The organism is Burkholderia sp. SCN-KJ, assembly GCF_024656005.1.
Lineage (GTDB): Bacteria > Pseudomonadota > Gammaproteobacteria > Burkholderiales > Burkholderiaceae > Burkholderia.
In genome coordinates this window covers 36,598-51,422 of the sequence record NZ_JANKOG010000010.1, presented here as the reverse complement: position 1 = coordinate 51,422, position 14,825 = coordinate 36,598, and the positions used below count along the sequence as shown (strand labels likewise).

The window sequence follows — 14,825 nt, the reverse complement described above, 5'->3', positions numbered from 1 at the left end:
GGCGGTCGCGGTCGCGAAGGGCGCGGGCTCAGGCGAGCGCGGTGAACCGGTCGACGAGGTCCGGGCGGTCGAGTTGTTCGACCCACCAGCGCAGCGCGCGTCCGGCCTCGTCGCCGCGCCACGCGAGGTAGCACTGGGTCGTGTCGCGCATGCCGGTCACCTGGCGTGCGACCAGCTTGCCTTGCGCGATCGCGCGTGCCGCGATGCACTCGGGGAGCGTGCCCACCGCGAGTCCTTCGCACTGCGCGGCAAGTTTGGCGGCGAGGGTGGGAACGGCAAGATACGGCTGCCCCGCGTCGAGGGCGACCGAGCGCGGCTGCAGCTCGCGGGACGTATCGGAGATCGCCGCGCCGCGATGGGCGACGACCGATGCCAGCGACAGCGGTTCCGGCAGCGCCGCGAGCGGGTGGGTGGGGGCGACGGCGAACACGTGCCTGAGCGTGCCGATCGGCCGTGCCACGATGTCCGGCAGCTCGGGCGGCTCGCCCGTGGCGCCGACGACGAGATCCGCGCGGCGCGAAATCAGCGCATCCCAGGTGCCGCCGAGCACTTCGGTGGACAGTCGCAGCCGCGTGTCCATCTCGAGACCGTAGAACGTGTGCACGTACGGCCACATCGCCTCGAACGGCAGGATCTCGTCGACACAGATCCGGACCTCGGTTTCCCAGCCCTGCTGCGCACGCTGCGCCTTGCGTTCGAGCTGTTCGGCGGCATGCAGCAGCCGGCGGCCCTCTTCTACGACCACGCGCCCCGCGTGCGTGAGTTTCGCGCGGCGTCCGCTACGGTCGAACAGCGCGACGTCGAGGTCGCTTTCGAGCTTTTGTACGAGGTAAGTCAGCGCGGACGGCACGCGGTGCAGCAGCTCGGCGGCTGCGGCGAACGTGCCGGTGCGGTCGATCGCGTCCAGTGCTTCGAGCGCTTCGAATGACAGCTTCATGGCGAATTCCACGGAGGGACGTCGGGCTGCCATGTTAGCGTCAAGCGCCGCTCGATCCAATACCGGTCAGGACGATCCATCACGCGGCCGGGCGGCGGGACGCACCGGCATGGCGCGGGCCGGGCCGCGCATCGCGGACGTGCGGCACCGCCGTGATCGAAGGAACGCGACGGCATGGCGCGCGCCAAGCCGCGTATCGCAGGCGCGCGGCACCACCGTGATCGAAGGAACACGACGGCATGGCGATGCCCGCGGACGGGCAGGGCCGCGTCCGGTCAACCAACGTGCGTCACGTCGGCGTCGAATCGCGGCGCGTTGCGGCGGTGTCGGCTGCGTGGGCACCGGGCAGCGCACCGAACATGTGCTGGCTGCACTTCGCATCGCGCCACGCGGTGCCGAGCTGGATACCGCTGAACATCCGCCGCGCGACCGGCAGGATCTGTTCGCCGGCCAGGATGCCCAGCAGGCCGACGAGCGCGACGGTCGGCGGCGCCGGCGACGGCACGCCGATCAGCGCATAGACGATACCGGCGAGGAGGCCGGCGAACAGCGAGGCAGTGTACGGTTTCATGGGATCCGGGGAAATGGCGGCCGTGTAAAAAATATGGATAACTACCGATCCGGCGTCGCTTCGACAGTCCGCGACCAGCCTATCAGGTCTTCGCGCTCATCATGGGTCGGTTCAACGAAATTCAGATCTTTTAAGCCTGAGCGTCGCGGCCCGCAGGAATCAGAATGATTAATTGGCGTGATCGGGCGTTTGCGTATTGAATGATGCGGGCTGGCTGTCGAATCTCCCGGCACAGCGCATTGGCTGCCTCCCGCATGGGTCGGCGAGGCAGGCCGCATTTTTCTCCGCGTCAAAGGACATCACCGCCATGAGCAACCCGAAGCTTGAAGTACTCACTCCGCACAACAGCCAGCTGATCTTCATCGACCAGCAGCCGCAGATGGCATTTGGCGTCCAGTCGATCGATCGCCAGACGCTGAAGAACAACGTCGTCGGCCTCGCGAAGGCCGCGAAGGTATTCAACATCCCGACCACGATCACGACCGTCGAAAGCGACAGCTTCTCGGGCCACACGTATCCCGAGCTGCTCGACGTGTTCCCGAACCAGAAGACGCTCGAACGCACGTCGATGAACTCGTGGGACGACCAGAAGGTGCGCGACGCGCTCGCCGCGAACGGCCGCAAGAAGGTGGTCGTCTCCGGCCTGTGGACCGAAGTCTGCAACACGACGTTCGCGCTCTGCGCGATGCTCGAAGGCGACTACGAGATCTACATGGTCGCCGACGCATCGGGCGGCACGACGCAGGCCGCGCATGATTTCGCGATGCAGCGCATGGTGCAGGCCGGCGTGGTGCCCGTCACGTGGCAGCAGGTCCTGCTCGAATGGCAGCGCGACTGGGCGCACCGCGAGACGTACGACGCCGTGATGGCAATCGCGAAGGAGCATTCGGGCGCGTACGGCATGGGCGTCGACTACGCGTACACGATGGTCCACAAGGCACCGCAGCGCACCGCGACGCCGCACGAGTCGATCCCGGCCGTTCCGGCGAAGTAAGCGCGGACGGTCTGCGACCGGCGCCGTTGCCGCGGGCGGCGGACCGTGAACGAATCACGGATGCCGTCCGCGGCGTGTTGGCCGGGACGTCAGGACCTGCTCTCCAACCAGTCCGAGAAATTGATCGTATGGAACCCTATCTGGTTTCCCTTGGTGCGGGCTTGCTGATCGGTGTCATTTACAGCGCCATCAAGGTGCGCTCCCCGGCGCCGCCACTGATTGCCCTTGTCGGCTTGCTCGGCATGGTGATCGGCGTGCAGGCCATCCCCACCCTCAAACAGCTCTTTGGCTTCTGATCGAAGCGAGGTGATGCATATGACCGCAACCGGGACTCAACCGGATCTGATCCTCCACAACGGACGATTCACGACCCTCGACCGCGCGAACCCCGTCGCGACCTCCGTCGCGATCAAGGACGGCCGCTTCGTCGCGGTCGGCAGCGACGCGGACGTGATGCCGCTCGCGGGCCGCGCGACGAAGGTCGTCGATCTCGGCGGCCGCAGCGCGCTGCCGGGCCTGATCGACAACCACTGCCACGTGATTCGCGGTGGCCTGAACTACAACATGGAACTGCGCTGGGACGGCGTGCCGTCGCTCGCGGTTGCAATGGACATGCTCAAGCGGCAGGTGGCGATCACGCCCGCGCCGCAATGGGTGCGCGTGGTCGGTGGCTTTACCGAACACCAGTTCGCCGAGAAGCGCCTGCCGACGATCGAGGAACTCAACGCGGCCGCGCCCGATACGCCGGTGTTCATCCTGCATCTTTACGATCGCGCGCTGCTGAACGCGGCCGCGCTGCGCGTGGTCGGCTACACGAAGGACACGCCCGAGCCGCCGGGCGGCACGATCCTGCGCGATGCCGCGGGCAACCCGACCGGGCTGCTGCTCGCGAACCCGAACGCGACGATCCTGTACGCGACGCTCGCGAAGGGACCGAAGCTGCCGTTCGAATACCAGTACAACTCGACGCGCCACTTCATGCGCGAGCTGAACCGGCTCGGCGTGACCGGCGTGATCGACGCGGGCGGCGGCTCGCAGAACTATCCCGACGATTACGAGGTTATCCGCAAGCTGCACGATGCCGGCGAGATGACGATCCGGATCGCGTACAACCTGTTCACGCAGAAGCCGAATGCGGAGAAGGAAGACTTCGTGAACTGGACGAAGAGCACGAAGTATCACGACGGCACGGATTATTTCCGCAACAACGGCGCGGGCGAAATGCTGGTGTTCTCGGCCGCCGACTTCGAGGACTTCCGCGTCGCGCGCCCGGACCTGCCGGCGCAGATGGAAGACGATCTCGAAGGCGTCGTGCGCGTGCTCGCGCAGAACCGCTGGCCGTGGCGCATGCACGCGACCTACGACGAAACGATCAGCCGCGCACTCGACGTGTTCGAGAAGGTGAACAAGGACATCCCGCTTGAAGGGCTGAACTGGTTCTTCGATCACGCGGAAACCATTACCGAAAAATCGATGGACCGCATCGCCGCGCTGGGTGGTGGTATCGCGGTGCAGCACCGGATGGCGTACCAGGGCGAATACTTCGTCGAGCGCTACGGTGCGCAGGCGGCCGAAGCGACGCCGCCCGTCGCGAAGATGCTGTCGAAGGGCCTCAAGGTGTCGGCTGGCACCGACGCGACGCGCGTGGCGTCGTACAACCCGTGGGTGTCGTTGTCCTGGCTCGTGACAGGCAAGACGATCGGCGGCCTGCGCATGTACCCGCAGCGCAACCTGCTCGATCGCGAGACCGCGCTGCGCATGTGGACCGAATACGTGACGTGGTTCTCGAACGAGGTCGGCAAGAAAGGGCGCATCGCGGTCGGGCAGCTTGCCGACGTGGTGGTCCCGGATCGCGATTTCTTCGCGTGCGCCGAGGACGACATCGCGGGCACGACCGCACTGCTGACCGTGGTGGGCGGCAAGATCGTGTGGGGCGCGGGCCCGTTCGCGTCGCACGATGCGCCGATTCCGCCCGCGATGCCGGACTGGTCGCCGGTGCGCGAGTACGGCGGCTACGGCGGTTGGGGCGCGACGCAGCGCAGCGGCGCACCGCTGCAACGCGCGGCGGCCGCCGCGATGTGCGGCTGCGCGAATGCATGCAACGTGCACCAGCATGCGCACGCGAGTGCGTGGGGCAGCACGCTGCCGACCTCGGACGCGAAGGGCTTCTGGGGCGCGTTTGGCTGTTCGTGCTGGGCGGTCTGACATGTCGACCACAACCGGCCGGTACAGCCCGGGGTGGATTCGCGTCCTGCTCGCGCAGCCGTGGGTCGGCGCGCTGGTACGGCTTGCGCTGGTTTCCGCCTTTCTGATCGGCGGTGTCAACAAGGCGCTGCACTTCGACGATGCGATCGCGGAGCAGGCGCATTTCGGCCTGCACCCGCCCGCGCTATGGGCTGCGCTGGCGGTTGTCGTCGAGATCGGCGGTTCGCTGTGCGTGGTGTTTCGCCGCTTCACGTGGCTCGGCGCCGGCAGTCTCGGCATGCTGACGCTCGTCGCGATGCTGGTGGCGAACGACTTCTGGAACCAGACGGGCGCGGCGCGCTTCATGGCGCTCAACGGTTTCTTCGAGCACCTCGGCCTGATTGCAGCGCTCGTCCTCGTCACGATGCTGGGCGATGCCCGGGATACGCAAGGGGACGGTCGCGCCTGAGGGCATGAGCCGCGCATTGCGACGGAACGCAGATTCCATCACCAGGCGGCTTTTCCCCGTTGCGCCTTTGAAAGAGGCGCAACGGGGATTCCTTTGCGCGACGCGTTGCAGGCGGTGGGGCAATTTGGGGCACGCGTAGCGTTGCCCGCCGTGCTCACCGGCGAAATCACTTTTGATCTGAAATCACGAATCGGCGGCCGATTCCGTCGCCAGCCTTGTCGGGCGGGGCCGCCGCGCGAACGGACCCTCCGGACGCGATATCCGCCGACCCCTTCAGACCACGTTTTAGACCTCCAGGGACTCAACTGTGTCGAATTCCGTCTTGGACAGACTTAACCCGTCTGCCTAGACTGAACTCGCTTTCCCTCACCTCTGGAGAAAATGATGAGTCTCAAAGACACGCTGCCCGGTAACAAGATCCTTGGTTTCGGTACTGCCCCGCTCGGCAACATGTTCCGGAACATCCCCGACGCGGAAGCCGCGGCCACCGTCGAAGCGGCATGGCAACACGGCATCCGCTATTTCGATTCAGCCCCGTTCTATGGCGCCGGCCTCGCGGAAATCCGCCTCGGCGACGCGCTGGCGAATCACCCGCGTGACGAGTACGTGCTGAGCACGAAGGTCGGCCGCGTGATCCTCGACGAAGTCGAAGACGTGTCGGCGCGCGATCTCGGCGAGAAGGGCGGCCTGTTCGAACACGGCCGGCCGAACCGCATCGTCAACGACTACACGGCCGACGCGACGCTGCGTTCGATCGAGGACAGCCTGAAGCGTCTGCGCACCGACCGCCTCGACATCGTCTGGGTGCACGACATCGCACAGGACTTCTACGGCGACGAATGGCTCGCGCAGTTCGAAGTCGCGCGCAAGGGCGCATTCCGCGTGCTGAGCAAGCTGCGCGAAGAAGGCGTGATCAAGGCGTGGGGCCTCGGCGTGAACCGCGTCGAGCCGATCGAACTCGTGCTCGACCTGTCCGAACCGCAACCGGACGGCATGCTGCTCGCCGGCCGCTACACGCTGCTCGATCACGAGCGCGCGCTGCAACGTGTGATGCCGGCGGCTGCCGCGCAGAACGTCGGGATCGTCGTCGGCGGCCCGTACAGCTCGGGCGTGCTCGCAGGCGGCACGCACTTCGAATACCAGAAGGCTTCGCCGGAAATCCTCGCGAAGGTCGAGCGCATCAAGGCGATCGCCACGCGCTACGACGTGCCGATCAAGGCCGCCGCGCTGCAGTTCTCGATGTCGCATCCGGCCACCGTCGCGGTGATTCCGGGCGCGAGCCGCCCGGAGCGGATCGCGGAAGACCAGGCTGCACTGAGCGTGGTGATTCCGGCCGACTTCTGGCGCGAAATGCGTGAACAAGGTCTGATTGCGGCCAATGCGCCGCTGCCGACCGATCGTTGATCCTGAAAGGTGATGACATGGCACAGGCCAATGCAAGCATCGAGATCGCGGCTTCGGCCGACACGGTCTGGACACTGATCGGCGGCTTCGGGTCGCTGCCCGACTGGCTGTCGTACATCCCGGCGAGCGAACTGAGCGAAGGCGGTCGCGTGCGCAGCCTCGCGAACCCGGACGGCGACGCGATCGTCGAGCGGCTGGTCGCCTTCGACGACGCGGCACGCAGCTACACGTACGCGATCCTCGAAGCGCCGTTCCCGGTCGTGAACTATCGCTCCACGCTGCGCGTGCGCGAGAACGGCGCGAACGCGGCGACGGTCGAGTGGTCGGGCACGTTCACGCCGCACGGCGCGAACGACGACGAAGCGATCCGCCTCTTCCGCGGTATCTACGAGGACGGTCTCGCCGAGCTGGCGAAGCGGTTCGCGGCGTGACGGTGTCGTGGCGTAGCGGCGCGATCGCGTGACGGTGTGACGATGTCGCGCGCGGCACCGGCGCCACCGCGCGCGCATCGTCAATCGTCGTATGAACGTGCCGAGCCGTCGGCGGTGTTCCGGTCGCGCCGTTCGTCATCCTGCCGCCGCGGCAGCATGCGATGGACGCGGAACGCGCCTGCATGCGGCGGCGGGGCAACGACCGATAACGCGCGGTTATACCGGTATCACATCCTGTCAATTGTCGCGCGGGGGCGGACTCCGTATGCTGGCCCATCGCGTGGCTTTCCGGCGCATTTCGGCCATGCGCGTCAGTCGGTGCGCCGCCGGCACGCGCTGCGCGCACGGCAGCGCCGGCGCGTGAGCGTGCCGGCCGGCGCACGCGGCGGCACCCGAGCCCGGCATCGAGCGCCCCGCCGCACGGATTCGAACAGCCCGGCCCATTCACGGCGACGCGACAGGCGCGCCGGCACGACAAACAACACACAACACCTATGCGAGCCCGTGATCGCACGGCGTTCGCACCCGATCCATCTACAGAGGAAACGAACATGACACTCGCAGGCAACCTGCTGATCGGCTCGCGCGCACGGCGCGGCACGAACGGCGACACATACGCGGTCCACGCATCCAGCGGCGAACGCATGGCGCCGGCCTTCGGCGGCGCGAGCAGCGCCGATCTCGATGAAGCATGCGCGCTCGCCTGGGCCGCGTTCGACACGTATCGCGAAACGCAACCCGACGCGCGCGCGACGTTCCTCGAGACGATTGCGGCGAACATCCTCGCGCTCGGCGACGAACTGGTCGAGCGCTGCGTCGCGGAAACGGGCCTGCCGCGCGCTCGCGTCGAAGGCGAGCGCGGCCGAACGGTCGGCCAGCTGCGGATGTTCGCCGACGTGGTGCGCGCGGGCGACTACCTCGACGCGCGCATCGATCCGGCGCAGCCGACGCGTCAGCCGGCGCCGCGCCCCGACCTGCGCCTGCGTCATATCGGCCTCGGGCCGGTCGCGGTGTTCGGCGCGAGCAATTTCCCGCTGGCATTCTCGGTCGCGGGCGGCGATACGGCGTCCGCGCTCGCGGCCGGCTGCCCGGTGATCGTGAAAGCGCATCCGGCGCATCCGGGCACGTCGGAACTGGTCGGGATCGCCGTGCAGCAGGCGGTGAAGACGTGCGGGATGCCGGAAGGCACGTTCTCGCTGCTGTTCGACACCGGCCTCGAGATCGGCCAGGGGCTCGTGCGCGATCGGCGCATCAAGGCGGTCGGCTTCACCGGTTCGCGCCATGCCGGCACCGCGCTGATCGCACTTGCGAACGCGCGGCCCGAGCCGATTCCCGTGTACGCGGAGATGAGCAGCATCAATCCGGTGCTGCTGTTCCCGCACGCGCTCGACGCGCGCGGCGACGCGATCGCGCAGCAGTTCGTGCAGTCGCTGACGCTCGGCGCCGGGCAGTTCTGCACGAATCCGGGGTTGATCCTCGCCGTGGACGGGCCGGCGCTCGAGCGCTTTACCGCCGCGGCGGCGGAGCGGCTCGCGCAGGCCGCGGCGGCGACGATGCTCACGCCGGGCATTCACCAGGCCTTCGAGCGTTCGGTGGCCGCGCTCGCGCAGCATCCGCAGGTGCGCACCGTCGCGCGCGCGCATGCGCCGGCCGGCGCGAACCAGGGGCAGGGCGCGCTGTTCTCGACGAGCGCGGACGCGTTTCGCGAGTCGAAGGCGCTGCATGAGGAGATGTTCGGCGCGGCGTCGCTGATCGTCCGCTGTCCGGACCTCGACACGATGCTCGATCTGATCGAGTCGCTGGAAGGGCAGCTGACGACGGCGCTCCATCTCGACGAAGCCGACTACGCCGCCGCGCGCACGTTCCTGCCGGCGCTGGAGCGGCGCACGGGCCGCGTGCTCGTCAACGGTTTCGGCACCGGCGTGGAAGTCGCGCATGCGATGGTGCACGGCGGCCCGTATCCGGCCACCGCGGACGGGCGTACGACGTCGGTCGGCAGTCTCGCGATCCGTCGTTTCCTGCGGCCGGTCTGCTATCAGGACATGCCGGAGACGCTGCTGCCCGAGGCGCTGAAGACATCGAATCCGCTGGCGATCAACCGGCTGATGGACGGGAAGGTCACGCTCGCGAACTGACGCGCGAGCGGGGGGAAGCCGGCATACGGTGTCGCGCATGCAATCGCATGCGGACCGATGCCGGCGCGATCGATTTCAGCCGGATTCGTGTGCGGGAATGCGGACGGCACGATAGATTCTTTGTCTTTGCCGGCGATCGCGCCCCCCGTCACGTCACTCGACCGTCGCGACCACATCCTCGCCGGTCAGAATCTCGCGGAACACGCCGACCAGCGGCCGCAAGTTGACCTTGTGCCACGCGGCCCACAGCGGCGTGCGATAGCTGAACCACGGCAGCTCGCGCAGCACGACGCCTTCCGGCACCTGGTGACGCAGGCTCTGCTGGATCATCGTCACGCCGAGCCCGGCGGCGACGAGCCCGAGCGCCGCGAGCGGCTCGCTCGCCTCGACGGAAATATCCGGCGAGAAACCGGCCTTCGCGCACGCGGCGACGAACGCGCCGTGGCGCGGCGCGCTTTCCTGCTGCGTGACGCCGATCCACGGCTGCGTCGCGAGATCGTCGGCCACGAGCGTCTTCTTCTTCGCGAGCGGATGGCCTTCGGGCAGCGCGAGCAGCATCGGGTCGTTCAGCACGCGCATCGATTCGAGTTCCGGATCGTCGGGCGCGGGCGGCTCGGTCACGAGCGCGATGTCGAGACTGCGCTCGCGCAGGCCTTCGAGCTGCGCGGCGGACGTGTAGTTGTACAGCGCGATGTGGACGGCCGGGCGGTCCGCGCGCAACGTCTTCAGCGCGCGCGGCAGCACGCCCGAGTGCGTGGCCGTTTCCAGGTAGCCGATGCAGAGCCCGCCTTCGTCGCCGCGGCCGAGCCGGCGCGCGAGCGATTCCAGCCGGTGCGCATGGCGCAGGAACGCCTGCGTCTCGCTGAGGAACGTGCGGCCGTCGCGCGTCAGACGAATGCGTTGCTGGCTGCGTTCGAACAGCGTCAGCCCGAGCTTTTCCTCGAGCTGCGCGATCTGGCGGCTGAGCGGCGACTGCGAAATGTGCAGCCGTTCGGCGGCGCGGCCGACGTGTTCTTCCTCCGCGACCGCGATGAAATATTGAAGCTGACGGATGTCGAGCATATAAGACCTCGTGGGACTCAAGTTTGATGAATTATGTCTTGGACGGACATAACCATGCAACCTAGACTGGACGCACTTTTCCGTGACCTGTGGAGAAATGCATGCGTCTCAAAGCCACGCTGCCGGCCGACAACACGCTCGGTTTCGGCGCCGCCCCGCTCGGCAACATGTTCCGCGACATCCCCGACGACGAAGCCGCCGCGACCGTCGAAGCCGCGTGGGCGCGCGGGATCCGCTACTTCGACACCGCGCCGTCGTACGGCGCGGGGCTGGCCGAGTCGCGTCTGGGCGACGTGCTCGCCGGCCATCGGCGCGACGACTACGTAATCAGCACGAAGGTAGGCCGCGTGATCCTCGACGAAGTCGAAGACGTGTCGGCGCGCGATCTCGGCGAGAAGGGCGGCCTGTTCGAACACGGCCGGCCGAACCGCATCGTCAGCGACTACACGGCCGACGCGACGCTGCGCTCGATCGAGGGCAGCCTGAAGCGCCTGCGCACCGATCGGCTCGACATCGTGTGGGTGCACGACATCGCGCAGGACATCTACGGCGACGAATGGCTCGCGCAGTTCGAAGTCGCGCGCAAGGGCGCGTTCCGCGTGCTGGGCAAGCTTCGCGAAGAAGGCGTAATCGGCGCGTGGGGCCTTGGCGTGAACCGCGTCGAGCCGATCGAGCTCGTGCTCGACCTCGCCGAACCGCAGCCGGACGGCATGCTGCTGGCCGGCCGCTATACGTTGCTCGATCACGAGCGCGCGCTGCAGCGCGTGATGCCGGTGGCAGCCGCGCTAGGCGTCGGGATCGTCGTCGGCGGTCCGTACAGTTCGGGCGTGCTGGTCGGCGGCGCGCACTTCGAATACCAGAAGGCTTCGCCGGAAATCGTCGCGAAGGTCGAACGCATCAAGGCGATCGCCGCACGCTACGACGTGCCGGTCAAGGCGGCCGCGCTGCAGTTCGTGCTCGCGCATCCCGCGGTCGCGTCGGTGATTCCCGGTGCGAGCCGTCCGGCGCGCATCGCGGAAGATGTCGACGCGCTGAACGCGACGATTCCGGCCGACTTCTGGCGCGAGATGCACGAGCAGGGGCTCGTCGCCGCGAACGCGCCGCTGCCGATCGATCGCTGATCGGGCCGGTCGACGCGAGTCGAAAAAAATGCCCGCGCAAGCGGGCATCGTCGGGACGGTGCGGTGCGGCGCGCCGTTCGGGCGCGTGCTTGGCCGTTTAATTAGAAACTCTAACAAAATGAACTGATGGAGCTGCTAACCTGCCGCACGCTCTGCTCACCACTTCGTTGTTTCGCTGACGACAAGACCATGGCAAAACCGATACTCGATGGCGAATTGCGGTCACTGATCCAACTGCTGCGATATTTCGTGCGCGAATGACTGGTTTAGCACTTGCGTGCCGTTGCGGTCATCGCTGACAAAGGTACGACTCGAACGCCTTTGTGGCGAGTATCCACTCTCCGCGTGCGCAGGCCGTCATCCCGCTTCGCTCGAACAGAAAAACCAAGCGTCGCTATAGCCGCGTGCTGTATCGGATGAGCTTTATCGATGATCGCTCTGCCCCTGAACAAGCCGCTTGACTTCCTCGATCACCTCGTCTGCCAGCGTCTCGGGTACGCCCCAGTAATCGAAGATACCGCCATCCGCATGATTCTGTCCGCACGTCACAAATACGCCGGTGCCAAATCGATTCTTGAGATGGGTAGCCAGCCAGCCAACGAAGCCACTATTGTCTGCCCCTGCCGGGAAGTGGAATCGAAAGATGCCGAACTGTTCCTGGTGTGCACCGTCACTCGGCACAAGCTGACTCCACACGTTGTCGTCTCGCACCAAGGCAAGTGCGTCGGCCCGCACAGCGCTTGGGAATTGATCCAGCGGAAATTCAATGAACGTGTACGTGCCGGAGTAAATCCGTAGGCGTGCCTCGGTGATGACTCGTCGAAGGCGACGCTCAGTTTGTTCGACGGTCTCACGTGAAATATCAACCATGTCTACTCCGAGAATGAGGCGGTTACAGGTCAGATCATCAATGCAAGCAGAAACGAACTTCATCCTACCAGCATGTGACGCAATCACCGGCGAATAGTCGCCCGAACCGACCGGACCGGATGACCCGACAACCCGCACAAATGTAAACAGACCCTGGAGCTGCCCGGAGCAGGCGTTTGGCGGACAAACAGGTCGCTCAACATCACCCTGCACTCGAATCGTCGATCGCCGCCAGCGCCTGTCTTGTCATTCCGACTCCGACTCCGACTCCGACTCCGACTCCGACTCCGACTCCGACTCCGATGGCGAGGCGACGAAGCGCATGCCAGCCAAGCCTGTGGAGCCGGCTACTGCTGCATCACGGCGCCTGCGCTGGCACCGATGACAAACAACGTGCCGATACTTTGCAGCAGGGTCATGGGCTGGCCGAGTACCGCAAATCCGATTGCCGAGGCAATCGCAGGCTCGACGCTCATCAGGATGCCAAACGCCGACGCCGTCATGCGCCGTAACGCAATCATCTCCAGAACATAAGGCAAGAGCGGGACGAGCACGGCGAGACCGGCAGCGTCGATCAATTGCCCGGCCGGAAAATGCCCGCCGCTTTCCGCGAGGCCGAATGGCGCGGTCACGAGCGCCGCGACGATCAGCGACGTGGACAGGCCTTGCAGACCATCGAACAGCGACCCCACGCGCTTCATCATCAGGATGTAGGCGGCCCATCCGAGCGCCGAGCCCAGCGGGAATACGAGCGCAGCAACGGGCACGATCCACATGTCGTCCTGGCGCGCGAGCAGCACGATTCCTGCCAGGGCGAGCGCGGGCCACGCGAGCATCCGGATCTTGCGTACGCCGATGGTCGCGACGCACAGCGGCCCCAAGAAATTGATCGCGACGGCGAGCCCGAGCGGCACGCGCTTGACCGCCTCGAAGAAGCACAGTGTCATGCAGGCCATCGCGCAGCCGAGCGCGATGGCGGCGATCCAGCGCTGCCGGGAATAGCGCCGGACGGGCGGGCGCACGATCACGGCCAGCGCGAAGGCGGCGAAACACAGGCGCAGCCAGGTCGTGCTGAACGTTCCGTATTCGATCATCGCGGGCCGCGACAGCGCAGCGCCGAGCTGGACGCTGCACATCGACACCACGGCGAGCCCGGGCGCCAGAGCCGCCTGGAAGCGTCGTGTCCGTGACGCGCCAAACGACGCATTCGTCGTGAACGCGTCGCGCGCAACCGGTGTGGAAGCGGTCGTGTGCCGGCCGGCCCGGATGCTTCCGATTTCTTCGTTCATGCAGTGCTCCATGATGGCGATGCGGCGATGTTAACCACGCATGTTCGTTTGGTATAAGCTCGAATTTTTTATGGGCGCTTCAAGAATATTTATGGCTCGGGATCTCGACAGCGGCTTGTTGCGCACCTTTCTGATCGTGGTCGAAACCGGTAGCGTGAGCGAGGCGGCGCAGGCGCTGCATCGCACGCAGGCCGCCGTCAGCATGGCATTGCGCCGGCTGGAAGAATCGGTCGGGCAGCGCCTGCTCGAACGTTCGCCACGCGGCATCAAGCCGACAGCGGCGGGCAGCGTGCTGCTGCCTTACGCGCAGCGCATGCTCGACATCGGTATCGCGGCGCGCGCTGCGCTGAATGCAGGTGAGATTTCAGGGACGGTCCGGCTCGGCCTCCTCGAGGACATCGCTGTTGGCCATCTGCCGCACACGCTGCGTGATTTTGGCGCGTCGTTCCCGAATGTCGCCGTGGAGATCGTCGTCGATTCGAGCAAGGCGCTGTCGCAGGATTTCATGAACGGCTCGCTCGATTTCGCGATCATCGACCCGACGTTCATTCATGCGGAACCGCTCGTGAAGTGGCGGCATCCGCTGTTCTGGGCGGCTGGCCTTGCGTATGACGGAGACGTCCGCCACGCTCCATTGCCGTTCGTCGCATTCGGCGGTGCGTGCCCGTGGCAAGACAGGCTGTATGCGTCATTGCGCGATGCCCGGGTCGCATGGAAAGTCATCTGCACGAGCACGAGCCTGGCCGCCATTCAATCCGCAGTCGAAGCAGGGCTGGGGGTCACGGTCCTGCTCGAATGGAACGTCCGGCGCGATTCGATGCGCGTGCTCGATCCGGCTGCCACCGGATTGCCGCACCCGCCATCGGCGGAATTCGGCTTGTTCAGCCATGCGGATGGCAGCGATCGCATGTCGGCGGTACAGGCCTTGCAGCGTTTTCTCCTTCGCGAGTTGCGCGATGCCGCAACGCTCGAGGAAGCGCCGACACAATGAGTTTGGAAGCCGTCGCCAGCAGATGATGCAAGCGGCGATCTTCATGAACGCTTCGTGGATCGCCGCGAGGCGTTCGAACCGAATGTGCAGTCGCCCGAAGTTGTGCAGCCAGGCTGTTGCCAGTCGCGCAGTCTGCGCTAGCAGCTCATGCCCGAGCCGCAGCCCGTTTCCTGCGGAAGCATCTTCCAGGAAATGCCGGACTGCGGCACGAACAGAGTGCTGGTCAGCACCCCGGGTATCGCGCGCGACGGGGTTTCGGTGGTTGCAGCAGCGGTTGGATCAGTGACCACGATTCGCCATCGAGTATTGGTGTTGCCATGGTCTCCTCGTCAGCGAAACAACGAAGAGGTGAACGGCGCGTGCGGCA

The 14,825-nt window shown here is 66.2% G+C and carries 14 protein-coding genes and 1 pseudogene; 9 read left to right on the top strand and 6 right to left on the bottom strand.

What is annotated here, in order from left to right:
* Window positions 1-28: 28 nt before the first annotated feature.
* Both NQV17_RS18085 and NQV17_RS18080 read right to left on the bottom strand, forming a co-directional pair.
* On the bottom strand, window positions 29-937 hold the full coding sequence (locus tag NQV17_RS18085) for a LysR family transcriptional regulator (protein WP_257773294.1): 909 nt from the start codon (window positions 935-937) through the stop codon (window positions 29-31).
* 289 nt (window positions 938-1,226) lie between these two features.
* Window positions 1,227-1,508 (bottom strand): XapX domain-containing protein, encoded by a 282-nt coding sequence (locus NQV17_RS18080; protein ID WP_257773293.1) that lies wholly within the window; start codon window positions 1,506-1,508, stop codon window positions 1,227-1,229.
* A gap of 307 nt (window positions 1,509-1,815) precedes the next feature.
* Here NQV17_RS18080 and NQV17_RS18075 point away from each other — a divergent pair, with 307 nt between their 5' ends.
* The 7 genes from NQV17_RS18075 to NQV17_RS18045 all read left to right on the top strand — a co-directional run bounded on the left by NQV17_RS18075 (window position 1,816) and on the right by NQV17_RS18045 (window position 9,125).
* Window positions 1,816-2,502: a hydrolase gene (locus NQV17_RS18075; RefSeq protein WP_044847130.1), complete on the top strand. Its 687-nt coding sequence runs from the start codon at window positions 1,816-1,818 to the stop codon at window positions 2,500-2,502.
* Window positions 2,503-2,630: 128 nt separating this feature from the next.
* On the top strand, window positions 2,631-2,798 hold the full coding sequence (locus NQV17_RS18070) for a DUF1427 family protein (protein ID WP_044847131.1): 168 nt from the start codon (window positions 2,631-2,633) through the stop codon (window positions 2,796-2,798).
* 19 nt (window positions 2,799-2,817) lie between these two features.
* Window positions 2,818-4,707 carry an amidohydrolase gene (locus NQV17_RS18065; RefSeq protein WP_257773292.1) on the top strand — a complete coding sequence of 630 codons (1,890 nt, stop codon included), beginning with the start codon at window positions 2,818-2,820 and terminating at the stop codon, window positions 4,705-4,707.
* A gap of 1 nt (window position 4,708) precedes the next feature.
* Window positions 4,709-5,155 (top strand): DoxX family protein, encoded by a 447-nt coding sequence (locus NQV17_RS18060; RefSeq protein WP_257773291.1) that lies wholly within the window; start codon window positions 4,709-4,711, stop codon window positions 5,153-5,155.
* Between the two features lie 384 nt (window positions 5,156-5,539).
* Window positions 5,540-6,559 carry an aldo/keto reductase gene (locus tag NQV17_RS18055; protein WP_257773290.1) on the top strand — a complete coding sequence of 340 codons (1,020 nt, stop codon included), beginning with the start codon at window positions 5,540-5,542 and terminating at the stop codon, window positions 6,557-6,559.
* A gap of 17 nt (window positions 6,560-6,576) precedes the next feature.
* Window positions 6,577-6,990 carry an SRPBCC family protein gene (locus NQV17_RS18050; protein ID WP_257773289.1) on the top strand — a complete coding sequence of 138 codons (414 nt, stop codon included), beginning with the start codon at window positions 6,577-6,579 and terminating at the stop codon, window positions 6,988-6,990.
* A gap of 551 nt (window positions 6,991-7,541) precedes the next feature.
* A complete protein-coding gene (locus NQV17_RS18045) occupies window positions 7,542-9,125 on the top strand; it encodes an aldehyde dehydrogenase (NADP(+)) (RefSeq protein WP_257773288.1) in 1,584 nt (527 codons plus the stop codon).
* Window positions 9,126-9,278: 153 nt separating this feature from the next.
* Here the strand turns inward: NQV17_RS18045 and NQV17_RS18040 are convergent, their stop codons facing one another.
* Window positions 9,279-10,187, bottom strand: coding sequence for a LysR family transcriptional regulator (locus NQV17_RS18040; RefSeq protein WP_124646688.1), 909 nt, complete (start codon window positions 10,185-10,187; stop codon window positions 9,279-9,281).
* 101 nt (window positions 10,188-10,288) lie between these two features.
* On the opposite strand from NQV17_RS18040, the gene NQV17_RS18035 reads away from it, so the two are divergent.
* Window positions 10,289-11,308, top strand: coding sequence for an aldo/keto reductase (locus tag NQV17_RS18035; protein WP_257773287.1), 1,020 nt, complete (start codon window positions 10,289-10,291; stop codon window positions 11,306-11,308).
* 423 nt (window positions 11,309-11,731) lie between these two features.
* Here the strand turns inward: NQV17_RS18035 and NQV17_RS18025 are convergent, their stop codons facing one another.
* Both NQV17_RS18025 and NQV17_RS18020 read right to left on the bottom strand, forming a co-directional pair.
* Window positions 11,732-12,178, bottom strand: a complete 447-nt coding sequence (locus NQV17_RS18025; protein ID WP_257773286.1) for a DUF6196 family protein — start codon at window positions 12,176-12,178, stop codon at window positions 11,732-11,734.
* A 347-nt stretch (window positions 12,179-12,525) separates the two neighbouring features.
* Complete coding sequence (locus NQV17_RS18020; RefSeq protein WP_257773285.1) at window positions 12,526-13,467, bottom strand: DMT family transporter; 942 nt, start codon at window positions 13,465-13,467, stop codon at window positions 12,526-12,528.
* Window positions 13,468-13,558: 91 nt separating this feature from the next.
* Here NQV17_RS18020 and NQV17_RS18015 point away from each other — a divergent pair, with 91 nt between their 5' ends.
* Complete coding sequence (locus NQV17_RS18015; RefSeq protein ID WP_257773463.1) at window positions 13,559-14,458, top strand: LysR family transcriptional regulator; 900 nt, start codon at window positions 13,559-13,561, stop codon at window positions 14,456-14,458.
* A gap of 140 nt (window positions 14,459-14,598) precedes the next feature.
* On the opposite strand, the pseudogene NQV17_RS18010 reads toward NQV17_RS18015, so the two are convergent.
* Window positions 14,599-14,777 (bottom strand): annotated as a pseudogene (locus tag NQV17_RS18010) (IS5/IS1182 family transposase); the annotation flags it as partial.
* Window positions 14,778-14,825: the final 48 nt, after the last annotated feature.